This is a genomic window from Kitasatospora sp. NPDC059571, from assembly GCF_042735675.1.
GTDB lineage: Bacteria > Actinomycetota > Actinomycetes > Streptomycetales > Streptomycetaceae > Kitasatospora.
The window spans coordinates 12,613-22,975 of record NZ_JBHWBW010000078.1; the positions used below are offsets into that span (position 1 = coordinate 12,613).

Consider the following 10,363-nt stretch of genomic DNA (forward strand, 5'->3'; position numbering starts at 1 on the left):
TCTTGGGTGTGGGGGCACAACGCCCCGTGGGCGCCTGCGGGGGCGATGGCGAGCGCGACGGCGCGGCCGATCCCGGAGTCCGCACCGGTGACGAGAGCGATCCGGCCCTTCAGACGGTCGGTACCACGGTAGGTCTCCTCGCCGTAGTCCGGCGCCGGGTCCATGGCAGACCCGTGCCCGGGGTGGGGCTGCTGCTGTTCGGGGAAGTCGGGCCCGGGGTACTGCTTGACGGGGTCCGCCGGGGTGAACTGGTCGCGTGTCATGACCAGGCCCCCGGGCTTCCCTCGTCTTCCCAGGATGGTCCAGCGGGTGTTTGCAGCGGTGTGGAGGTGTCAGCGCCGGAGGTCTGCGGCTTCAGGTCCTGATGGAAGGAGGTCATGGCTGAGGGTCTTTCGATTCACGGAGACGCAAAGGGTTCGCGGCTCGCCCATGCCGAAGTGCCCGGGAGCAAGGACGCAGGTCGCGCAGCCTTGCCCTACGTGGTGTCGGCGGCCGTTCAAGGGTGTCGCCTGCCCCTGCTACGAGCAGGGAAACCGAATCTCCTGCAGCCCGGCTCTCGACCCGCGGCCCAGTAGTAGGCCGCACCCGTCGGCACGGCGATTCGTTTCATTCGCGGCGGTCCGGGTGCGCGGCAAGGCCTCGATGTGGTCCTGAGGAGATCGTCGTGGCGGAATCCGAACCGTTCCTGATCACCGGCCGCGGCTGTCCGCCGGGCCGCAGGGCCGGGGGCGTGCGGCCCGCTCGTTCCGGTCCTCGTGCTGGGTGTCCTTGTGTGCCACAGGGGCTCCGGTCGGTCGGGGCGGGCAGGCGGGTCACTGAGGGGCGGGCCCCGTCGTCGGCCTCAGAGATCATGGCGTCCATGCGTTCCAGCACCCGCTGGGCTACCGGAGTGGGGCGGCCCACCCAGGAGGAGGTATTCCTCTTCGATGCCGAGGGTCAGCATGTTGGGCGGCTGCCCGCGTGCGGGGGGTGCATGCGGGGCCCGGGCGGTGCGCGGGCTGCGCCGACCGCCGGCCCCGGCCGGCCTCGAACTATGGGACGGCCCACGGCTTGCGTCATCCCAAAATCGCGTCGGCCGCCTTCTTGAGAGAGCTCGGGTGCTCGGGCCGGTGCGGTGCCGTGGCCCGGACCTCCAGCATGCGGGCGCCGATCTCCTGGAGTTCCTTGCGGCCCAGGGCATCACGCACTTTCGGGAACCAGTCGTTCTCCTCCTCATGAATGTGGTGCCCGACGGTCTCGATGAGCACGGTGGTCTTCGCGTCGAACCGTTCGTCGCCGGGCTCCAGCGCATCCAGTTCGGCGCACAGGACGTCGGCGACGTGGTGCTCCTCGAAGGACTCCAGGACGTCCTGCTCCAGGGCGGGCACGCGGTCACGGACAGCCGGATACATGACCTCGTTCTCGATGTAGGTGTGGACCGTCAGGGCTTCAACGATCCTGTTCACGAGGTCCGCCTTGACCTCGGTCGCATCCGCGTCGGCGCCCTCGAACTCGCGGAAGAGACGACGCACCTCCTTGTGGTCCTCCTTGAGCAGCACGATGGCGTCAGTGGACATGATCGCTCCTTCGTTCCGAGGACAGGCCGGGTCGCAGCCGATCGCGTGGCAAGGTCGTTCGCCCGACCGCACCGGTCGCCGGCCGCCGGCCCAGGCAGGCGTGTAGACAGTGAGCCGCCGATCAAACGCCACCAGGACGAACCGGGGCCGGGGCCGTGGCCGCCTCCCGAGCGCAGGGGGGTGATGAGGCGGTTCACCGAGGGCTCGCAGGAAGCCGGGGGTGGTGCCGGTCATCCCCGACAGGCCGTCGCCTGAACCGGCCCGGGATGGGCCGGGCGGGGCGGGCCGCGCCGGGCGGGCCCGGGATGGGGTGGTGCGGTCGGGTGGCCGGCCGCGGCCGAGCGGGTGACCCTTGCGGGATGTCGGCGGGTCCTGGGTGGCGGGGTGTGCCAACGGTGGAAGAGCGGTGCCCCGGGGCACCGGCCGCCCGACCGCCGACCTCTCGGGGAGTGTGTTCCGCCGTGTCCATCGCCCACCGGATTTTGAAGTTGACGCTCTCGCCTGGGCCGCGGGCCTGTGGACCGCCTTCGCCGGCCCCGCGTACGCTGCCCCCTCGCATGCCGCGTCCGCCGCGGCGGGCACGCGCTCCGTGGCAGTACTGGCCGCCGGACGGGGCGTCGACTGGACCGAGGTCGCGGCCGGCGAGAGCGGCGGCCGCTGGCACGCCAGCACCGGCAACGGCTACTACGGCGGCCTCCAGTTCGATCGGGCACCGTGGAAGGGCAATGGCGGCCCTCGCCTACGCGGCCCGCCCCGACCTCGCCAGCCGCGAGCAGCAGATCGCCGTGGCCCCACACCTTGCCGCCCGTCGCTGCCTCGCCTCCTGGCCGCACTGCGGCGCCTGCGCCGGCGGACGACCCGCCGCCGGCCACCACACCGTCCCCGCGCCGCGACCGGCGCAGCGGCCCGCCGCCCAGCGGCCGGACGCTTCCGATTCGGACGCCGCTGCCACCGACCCGGACGATGCCATCGGCCTCGCACCGGACGCCGGCACCGTCGTCGTGCAAGACGGCGACACCCTCGCCGGCATTGCCCAGGCGCAGCAGGCGGCCGGCGGCCTGCCCAACCTCGACGACGCCAACCACGACACGATCGGCGACAACCCCGACCTCGTCCTCCCCGGACACTCCCTCCGCCTCCCCTGACGCCCGGCAGTTCGGGGCCGGCGCAGCGATGCCGCGGAGAGGCGGGAAGGCGGGAAGGCGGCGGGAGCGCCCATACAACTGTTCGGTTCGCGAGGGATCGACTCACGAAGGAAGGCCCACCATGAAAATCACCGTCATCGGCACCGGACTCATCGGCTCGCAGCTCGCCACCAAGCTGACCGCAGGAGGCCACGAGGTGACCGCCGCGTCGCTGTCGTCCGGCGTCGATCTGCTCACGGGGGCCGGCCTCGACAAGGCGCTCGCCGGCGCGGAGGCAGTGGTGAACGTGACCAACTCCCCCACGTTCGACGAGCAGTCGATCGAGTTCTTCCGGACCACGGTGGGCAACCTCCTCGCGGCAGGCGAACGGGCCGGCGTGCGCCACCAGGTGGTTCTGTCCATCGTGGGCGTGGACCAGGTCCCCGAACTGGACTACTACCGCGCCAAGGCGCTCCAGGAGGAGTTGCTGCGCGGCGGTCCGACGCCCTACTCGATCGTCCGCGCCACGCAGTTCTTCGAGTTCATGGAGCCGACCATGTCGTGGACCTCGGACGACACCACGGTGCGACTGCCCGCAACATTGCTCCAGCCGATCGCCAGCCACGACATCGTCGACGTCCTCGCAGACGTGGCCACCGGCACGCCGCTCGGCGGGATCCTCGAGATCGCGGGCCCCGAAACGTTCACGCTCGACGAGATCGGCCGTATGACGCTGGCCGCGCGGGGCGACCGGCGACCCGTCGTCGTCGACGACCGGGCGGGCCTGTTCGCCGCCGTCCACGGAGACGTTCTCACCCCGGGCCCCGGCGCCCGCCTGGCACCGACTCGCTACCAGGACTGGCTCAACGGCTGACCGCTCGGTGCTCCGGGCTGTGTGCCGGCCGGCGCCGCGGGGGCAGAAGTCGTCAGGCGAGTTCGACGCGAAGGCCGGCTTCAAGGCGTGGGTGGCGGCCGCGGGGTCGGAGGGCCCGCGGATCGCGCTGGCCCGGCAGGTGATCGTCTGCGGCCGGGTCGAGAAGGTCGGCCGCAGACGAGACCGCCGCCTACTTCCGGACCCGCCCGCACGGCTCCCAGCTCGGCGCCTGGGCCGGCGAGCAGTCCAGCCCGGTCGCCGGCCGCGAGATCCTGGAGCAGCGCTACGCCGAGCCGGCGGCCCGCCACCCGGAGGGCGAGGGCGTGCCGGTGCCGCCGTTCTGGGGCGGCTACCGGGTGGTGCCGGAGACGGTGGAGGTCTGGCAGGGCCGGGAGAACCGCCTGCACGACCGCCTGGCCCACCAGGCCGCCGGCACCGGAGAAGTGGACCAGCCGTTCCCCCGCCATCGTCTGCCTTTCACGCCTCCGCGATCGGGCTGCCGAGGGACCACGCGCGCCGGCCTCCCGGCCCGGTCGGCCTCAGGCGAGGCACTGGCCTGGGCGCGCCACTCCTGAGCTAGTTCATGGTACCGACTGCTAGCATCCTGTTATGGCAAAGCAGACGAACATCCGGTTGGACGATGAGATCCGTGCGGCGGCCGAGGAGCGGGCCAAGCGGCGGGGGCTGAGCCTGCAGGGCTACCTCGCCGATCTGATCGAGCAGGACGTGAACGAGTCCCGGGCCGCATTCATGGCCGGCGCGCAGGCGTTCATCGCCTCCTACGCGTCCGCGTTCGAGGAGGAGTTCGGCGAGGACCGCTATCCGGGCCTGCCCACGGTCACCGCCCACGAGGCGACGCGAGACGCGGCGTGAACCTGAAGATCGACCTCGCGTGGATCCTCGCGGTCGCGCAGCGGATCCCCGGCGATCCGCAGGTGGTGGACTACGGCGTGCCGATCGCGGCCGAGGCGCGTCACCGGGCCGAGCTGCTGGGCCAGGAGGTGTATCCGCAGGCGCACCACAAGGCGGCGGCGCTGCTGTGCGAGCTCGCGCGCAACCCGAGCCTGGAGGCGCGCAACCTCCTCTTCGCGGCGACGGTGACCGCCGCGTACCTGGCCGCCTGTGGTCTCCACGTGGGTCCGGGCCTAGAGGGTGTTCTGCCGCTGGCGCGCGCGGCCCGTGAGGGGCTGCCGGTGCGCGAGGTCGCCGTGCAGCTCAAGGCCTGGACGGCCTGACAGCCGGATCCGTCGGGCCGAGGTCTCGGGGTCCACTTCAGCGCGGCTCCGGCCGATCGAGGTTGAAGTGCCTGGCAACCGCCGGCGTCCACGTCCCCTCGTCGAAGCGCAGGGCGAACTGGCTGAGCATCCGCTGTCCGCCCTCGTAGTCGCTGTAGAGCACGTACAGCATCAGCGTCGTCCCAGCCCTGATCGCGCTGGTCAGCACCCGGAACTGTTCGGCCGTCGGATCCCGGTACGCCCCCTGCCAGAATCCGTGATCCCCGGGTGCCACGAAGATGTCCCGGACATGGGTCGTGAACTCTTCCAGCGGCGGGTGGGTCCGCTCGGCGCCCTCCCCGGGGGACACGTGCCACCCCTGGAGCACGGCCAGCCCGGTGCCGACGTTCCGCAGCGAGACCGCCATGAGCACGATGCGGTCCGTCGCCTCGACCACGGCTCCACCGCCGGGAATCGTGACGATGTTCCCCTCCACGAACCGGGCCGTCTGCTCGGAGTCCTGCAGCCGCGACGTCACCAGCAGCGGTCGCTGCCCGGACAGCAGGGACCGCTCCGCGATACGGGCGACCCGGTCGGCCGTGCGGGCCGAACGGTTCGACGACCGGACGGCCGCGAACGTCGCCACGGCCAGCACGAGTGTGCCCCCGGCGGTCGCCAGCGAGGAGATCGTCGCCCAGTCCGTCACTCACGCAGAGTAGCCCCGCCTGGCTACGGCCGCATGCTGCCCGGCGCGGGATGACGCTGGTCCTGCCCGGCAGGACTTGTGCGAGAGCGCGTCGGCCGGTCCAGCGCAGCGTTCGACGCCGTCCCGGCCTGGGTGGCAGGGGTGGCGGGCGCGGCGGGCGCGGCGGTAGGCAGCGTCACGGGCGGCGCCGCAGGCGCGGTTGTCCTGGCAGCGGGTCAGCGCGGGTCGGTGCCGGGGCCCGTGACGGCGGTGCATTCGGGGCCGCAGATGGTGTGCGGCCGGTGGCCGCCGTGCCGCTGTTCGGCTGTTCGGCTGTTCGGCTGTTCGGCTGTTCGGCTGTTCGGCTGGGACCCGATCACGGATCGGCCGGTCGCCGTGGAACCTGATGGCCTGTCTGTTCGTCGAAGGGACCGGTCGCACGATGCGTGGGGGGGAGTCCGGATGGCAGGGCGGATCAGTGGGCGGGTGCTGCTGCGGGCGGCAGGGATGGCGGTGGCCCTGGCCGCCGTGACGGCATCGTCGTGTCCCCGGCCATCACCGGACAGCGGCGCCGAAGGTGTCGCCGTGGACACCGCGTTCGCCTCGCCTGCCGTTCCGCCGCCGCTGGACGGGGGCGGTGTCCGATCGTTGCCCCAGCCGCCCGCGGCGTCCCCGTCGACGCCCGCGCCGGATCCGGGGGCGCCCGTACTCCAAGTCCCCGGCGAGGCACGGTTGCCGTCCACGGTTTTCGACGCCTACCGCAAGGCGGAGGCTGCCCTCGCCGTTTCGGCCCCCGGCTGCCATCTGCCGTGGCAGTTGCTCGCCGGGATCGGCGAGGTGGAGTCCGGACAGGCCGGCAGCGGGCGGGTGGACGCCACAGGCACCACGTTCACGCCGATCCTCGGGCCGGTCCTGGACGGGAACGGCTTCGCCGCCATCCCCGACACCGACGCCGGCCGTTACGACGGCAGCGCAGTGTGGGACCGCGCCGTCGGCCCGATGCAGTTCATCCCCTCCACGTGGGCCGTCTGGGGTGCGGACGGCAACGGCGACGGCCGGGCCGACCCCAACAACGTCTGGGATGCGGCGCTGGCCGCCGGCCGCTACCTCTGCGCGGGCGACCGGGACCTGGCCGTACCCGCGCAGCTCGACCGGGCCGTCCTCGGCTACAACCACTCCACCGAGTATCTGCGCACCGTCCGGGCATGGATGGTGCACTTCCAGAACGGGACCTCCGCCGTCGCCGATCGGCCCGCACGCCCGGCCCCGGCATCCGCCCCCACGCCCTCGCCCAGTCCGACCTTCAGCGCAAGCGCCGGCGCGAGGCCCACTCCCCCGGGGACACCCAGCCCCTCCCCCTCGGCCTCCCCCGCTACCAGTGCGTCGCCGACCGTCCCGTCCCCGTCCCCGACACCGACCCCGACACCGGGCAACTCGCCGACCGGCTGCCCGTCCCCCACGGCCACCGCGACGCCGACGCCCAGCGGGTCGGGGTCGCCGACGCCCGCTCCGAGCGCAACCCCGTCGCCCTCGCCGTCGCCCACGGCGTCCGCGGCATCGCCCTCGCCCACCGGGCCCGCTTCGCCGACACCGGCTTGTTCCACTCCCGCGCCGAGCAGCTCGGGATCACCGACGCCGTCGCCCTCCGCTCAGCAGAAGTGACCGTCGCCCGAACATGGTCGCTCACCTCGGGCGTGGGGGCGGGGCGGGGTGGTCGTCGGCCCGGAGCGGGGCGGCCGGCGCCCGGCTGACCGGACATCACACCGGTGCCGGCGGCGACCCGGCCGGCAGCGGCGTCGACGGCACACCCGGGCTCGCCCGGTGCCGATGCCGGCGGGCAGCGTCAGTCGGCCTGCTGTCCCTGTCCGACGACGAGGAACTGGCCCATCATGCCGTCGTCCTCGTGGCGCATCAGGTGGCAGTGGAACATGTACGGGCTCTGGAGGTCGGTGTAGTCGCGGAACACCACGGCCAGGCGTACCGATCCGGACGGCGGCACGGCGACGGTGTCCTTCCAGCCGGCCAGCTCCGGTGGGGGCGGGCTGCCGTTGACGTCGAGGACCTGGAAGTGGTTGTCGTGGACGTGGAAGTTGTGCACCCGGTTGTGGGAGTTCGTCACCGTCCAGAGCTCCGGCACGTCGACGGTGGCGGTGACGTCGATCCGGTTCATGTCCATCGGCAGCCCGTTGATCGTGTTGCCGTCCAGGTCGAACGTCCGCGCGACCGCCGCGGTCGTCACGGGTGAAGGGATCGCCGCGAGCCTCGCGGGTGTTGCCGTGCCAGGGCGCAGCTGTGCCCGGGGGCTGAGGAGCAGGATCTCGAACTCCTCGCTCTGGGCGGCGCCGGCCGACGGCCCGCGGCCGGGCCGGCCGGGCACCGGTGCGGGAAAGGATCGGAGGGTGCGCGGTTGGGCGGCCTGCATGCGGACGACGATCTCGGCGCGCTCGCCGGGGGTCAGCTGGAGGCGGCGCAGCCGCGTGGGGGCGGTGAGCAGTCCGCCGTCGGAGGCGACCATCTCGAATTCGCTGTTGTCGTCCAGGCCGAGGTTGTGGATGCGCATCGTGGAGCCGTTGAGGATCCTCAGCCGTACGCGGTCGCTCGTCACCGGGGCGTAGGCCCCGGTGATCCCGTTGGCCGTCACGGCGGGGCCGATCAGACCGGTCCCGGCGTCGTCGCGTTCGTCGAGTGTGCCGTCGGGGTTGAGTTTCTTGTCCTGGACGATGACGGGGAGGTCGTCGACGCCGTACTCGTTCGGGAGGCCGGTGCTGTCGCTGGTGTGGTCGTCGACGAGGAAGAGGCCGGCCAGTCCGCGGTAGGTGTGCAGCTGGGTCGACCCGTGGGGGTGGGGGTGGTACCAGAGGGTCGCTGCGGGCTGCGCGATCACCCAGGACGGCTCCCACGCGGCGCCCGGGTCGATCGGCTGGTGGGGGCCGCCGTCGAAGCGCGCGGGCAGGTGCATGCCGTGCCAGTGGACCGAGGTGGGCTCTGGCAGGTGGTTGCTCACGCGGACGCCCACCGTTTCGCCGGTGCGGGCGCGCAGGGTCGGGCCGAGGATGTCCTGCGAGTAGCCCCAGGTCGGTGTGGTGCGGTCGGGCAGGATGCTCGCGCGGCCGGGCCGCGCGTCCAGGGTGAACCAGCGCACCCCGTTCTCCGTGCGGGACTCGGCGAGCGGCGGGATCGGCAGTCTCCGGTAGCCGGCAGGTGCCTCGCCCGCCGGGGCCGACCCCCGGGTCCCTGCGCCGGGCGGCGGTGTCCGGGCGCCGTCGGTGGCGCACCCGACGGCCAGGACCGGGGAGGAGAGCAGGCCGGCCAGCATCGAGCGTCGTGACCACAGACCCACCTGGCCACCTCACGACGCCGATCGGGCAGGGAACCGGTCGGCGGCCTCGCGCTGTTGAGGCGCCGTCGGCAGATGTCGGTCGATCCGACAACGGCTTCGAAGCTAACACTCGCGGCCCGCGCGGGGCGGGCACGAATCGGCCCCGGCGGCGGTGGTCGCCACGGGACCACCCGTTCGCACGAAGGTGCGCCGCAGGGCCGCGGGGCGGGTTGCGGCAGTACGCAGGTCAGGCAGGACCCTGCGCTCGCTGTCGACGCGGCTTCAGGGCCTCCGGTCGCGGCGCGCACGCACGCGGAACGCGCCCTGGGGCACGAACACGGCGGGTGCGCGGGGCCGACTCCTGCCCAGCCCACCGGGGCCGGGCCCCGCGCGACGGAACGGCGGCAGCAGTCCCGGTTCGCGTCGCTGAATCCGTCCTGGTACGTGTGCGTCTCCGAGGTTGCCCGGCACCGTGGCGGCGTTGTTCAGGTTGCCGTGGTGGCGCCACAGCTCCAGCGCCCGGCGGAGGTGGTGCTCCGCGCCGCCGAGCTCGCCGCTGTGCAGCAGGGCGGCGCCCATGCTCGGTTCGGGGCACCAACGCGGATGATCGCACGTCTACACCGGTGTCCCCTGACAGGTACCCAGCAGGAAGAGCGCGTCATGACACAGGAGATCCTCCGGCGTGCCGCCGGCATCTCGCATCGGTTCAACACGCTGTTCGAGGAGTACTTCGACGCGTTGGGCGCCGAGCTCGATGCGCCGTCGTTCAGCCGGTTCACCCCGGATTGCGTGCGGTTGCTGCGCGAGCTGTCCATGCGGGGCGGTAAGCGGATGCGGGTCGTGGTGCTGCACGAGGCGGCGCGTCTGGTCACCGCCGACCCGGTCGACGGGCTGGAGGCCGCCGGGCTGAGCATCGAGCTGCTGCAGACCCACGGCCTGATCCACGACGACCTCATCGACGACAGTCCCACCCGTCGGGGCGGCCCTACCACCTACTACGCCTACCGCGAGCAGTTCCCCGACCACCCGCAGACGGCCCTCGGACTGACCGTGCTCGCGGGCGACCTCGCCCTCGCCCTGTCCCTGCGGGCACTCCTCACGGCGAAGGTGCCGACCGCGGTGCGGCAGGCGATGGCCGAGGTGCAGACGAAGGCGGCGGCCGACACGTTCATCGGCCAGATCATCGACCTGGAACGCGACTTCGCCGCCGCCCCGGACGAGGAGATGCTGCACGGCGTGGCCGACTACAAGTCCGCCCGCTACTCGATCCTCGCGCCGCTGCAGCTCGGCCTCCTGGCCGCGGGCGAGCAGCCCGCGCCGTGGGAGAAGGAACTGCGCGCGTACGCGCGGCTGGTGGGGATCGGCGGGCAGATGCGCGACGACTACCTGGACCTGTTCGGGGACGCGGACGCCATGGGCAAGCCGTGCGGCGGCGACCTGCGCGAGGGCCGGCACAGCTACACCGTCCGGACCCTGCTCGCCGTCGTCGACGGCGCCGAGCGCCGCGCGGTGGAGGCCGCGCTCGGCAACCCGTCCTGCGCCGCGGAGACCGTCGCGGCCGTCCGGGAGATCGCCGAGCGCCGGGGCGTGC

General features: G+C 72.9%; 9 protein-coding genes and 5 pseudogenes. 9 read left to right on the forward strand and 5 right to left on the reverse strand.

Annotated elements, in window-relative coordinates; all coding sequences use genetic code 11:
- The 3 genes and pseudogenes from ACFV0G_RS12155 to ACFV0G_RS12165 all read right to left on the reverse strand — a co-directional run.
- A pseudogene (locus tag ACFV0G_RS12155) lies at window positions 1–263 on the reverse strand (hypothetical protein); the annotation flags it as partial.
- Window positions 264–819: 556 nt separating this feature from the next.
- Window positions 820–909 (reverse strand): annotated as a pseudogene (locus ACFV0G_RS12160) (flavodoxin family protein); the annotation flags it as partial.
- Between the two features lie 146 nt (window positions 910–1,055).
- Window positions 1,056–1,556: a hemerythrin domain-containing protein gene (locus ACFV0G_RS12165; RefSeq protein ID WP_380545569.1), complete on the reverse strand. Its 501-nt coding sequence runs from the start codon at window positions 1,554–1,556 to the stop codon at window positions 1,056–1,058.
- Between the two features lie 589 nt (window positions 1,557–2,145).
- Between ACFV0G_RS12165 and ACFV0G_RS12170 the strand changes: the two are divergent.
- The 6 genes and pseudogenes from ACFV0G_RS12170 to ACFV0G_RS12195 form a co-directional block, all read left to right on the forward strand.
- Window positions 2,146–2,265 (forward strand): annotated as a pseudogene (locus ACFV0G_RS12170) (transglycosylase family protein); the annotation flags it as partial.
- A 16-nt stretch (window positions 2,266–2,281) separates the two neighbouring features.
- Window positions 2,282–2,701, forward strand: a complete 420-nt coding sequence (locus tag ACFV0G_RS12175) for a transglycosylase family protein (protein ID WP_380545571.1) — start codon at window positions 2,282–2,284, stop codon at window positions 2,699–2,701.
- A gap of 121 nt (window positions 2,702–2,822) precedes the next feature.
- Window positions 2,823–3,554: an SDR family oxidoreductase gene (locus ACFV0G_RS12180; RefSeq protein WP_380545573.1), complete on the forward strand. Its 732-nt coding sequence runs from the start codon at window positions 2,823–2,825 to the stop codon at window positions 3,552–3,554.
- Window positions 3,555–3,681: 127 nt separating this feature from the next.
- Window positions 3,682–3,994: pseudogene (locus tag ACFV0G_RS12185) on the forward strand (pyridoxal 5'-phosphate synthase); the annotation flags it as partial.
- Window positions 3,995–4,163: 169 nt separating this feature from the next.
- Window positions 4,164–4,427: a hypothetical protein gene (locus tag ACFV0G_RS12190; RefSeq protein WP_380545575.1), complete on the forward strand. Its 264-nt coding sequence runs from the start codon at window positions 4,164–4,166 to the stop codon at window positions 4,425–4,427.
- Window positions 4,424–4,789: a hypothetical protein gene (locus ACFV0G_RS12195; RefSeq protein WP_380545577.1), complete on the forward strand. Its 366-nt coding sequence runs from the start codon at window positions 4,424–4,426 to the stop codon at window positions 4,787–4,789. Before ACFV0G_RS12190 ends, ACFV0G_RS12195 begins: the two co-directional genes overlap by 4 nt.
- Window positions 4,790–4,826: 37 nt before the next feature.
- Here the strand turns inward: ACFV0G_RS12195 and ACFV0G_RS12200 are convergent, their stop codons facing one another.
- Window positions 4,827–5,474, reverse strand: coding sequence for a hypothetical protein (locus ACFV0G_RS12200; RefSeq protein WP_380545579.1), 648 nt, complete (start codon window positions 5,472–5,474; stop codon window positions 4,827–4,829).
- A 486-nt stretch (window positions 5,475–5,960) separates the two neighbouring features.
- Here ACFV0G_RS12200 and ACFV0G_RS12205 point away from each other — a divergent pair.
- Together ACFV0G_RS12205 and ACFV0G_RS12210 are read left to right on the forward strand one after the other, a co-directional pair.
- Window positions 5,961–6,551: pseudogene (locus ACFV0G_RS12205) on the forward strand (lytic murein transglycosylase); the annotation flags it as partial.
- 107 nt (window positions 6,552–6,658) lie between these two features.
- The gene (locus ACFV0G_RS12210; protein WP_380545587.1) at window positions 6,659–7,204 is read left to right on the forward strand and encodes a hypothetical protein; all 546 of its coding nucleotides are present in this window, start codon (window positions 6,659–6,661) and stop codon (window positions 7,202–7,204) included.
- Between the two features lie 92 nt (window positions 7,205–7,296).
- On the opposite strand, the gene ACFV0G_RS12215 is transcribed toward ACFV0G_RS12210, so the two are convergent.
- Window positions 7,297–8,793, reverse strand: a complete 1,497-nt coding sequence (locus ACFV0G_RS12215; RefSeq protein WP_380545581.1) for a multicopper oxidase family protein — start codon at window positions 8,791–8,793, stop codon at window positions 7,297–7,299.
- A gap of 639 nt (window positions 8,794–9,432) precedes the next feature.
- Between ACFV0G_RS12215 and ACFV0G_RS12220 the strand changes: the two genes are divergently transcribed.
- The coding region (locus tag ACFV0G_RS12220; protein ID WP_380545583.1) for a polyprenyl synthetase family protein at window positions 9,433–10,363 on the forward strand (931 nt) is incomplete at its 3' end.

Excerpts from the sequence above, each read along its gene's own strand:
- ACFV0G_RS12180 (WP_380545573.1), top strand. The coding sequence starts at position 2,823 with ATGAAAATCACCGTCATCGGCACCGGACTCATCGGCTCGCAGCTCGCC.
- ACFV0G_RS12190 (WP_380545575.1), top strand. The coding sequence starts at position 4,164 with ATGGCAAAGCAGACGAACATCCGGTTGGACGATGAGATCCGTGCGGCG.
- ACFV0G_RS12210 (WP_380545587.1), top strand. The coding sequence starts at position 6,659 with ATGGATGGTGCACTTCCAGAACGGGACCTCCGCCGTCGCCGATCGGCC.
- ACFV0G_RS12165 (WP_380545569.1), bottom strand. The coding sequence starts at position 1,556 with ATGTCCACTGACGCCATCGTGCTGCTCAAGGAGGACCACAAGGAGGTG.
- ACFV0G_RS12175 (WP_380545571.1), top strand. The coding sequence starts at position 2,282 with ATGGCGGCCCTCGCCTACGCGGCCCGCCCCGACCTCGCCAGCCGCGAG.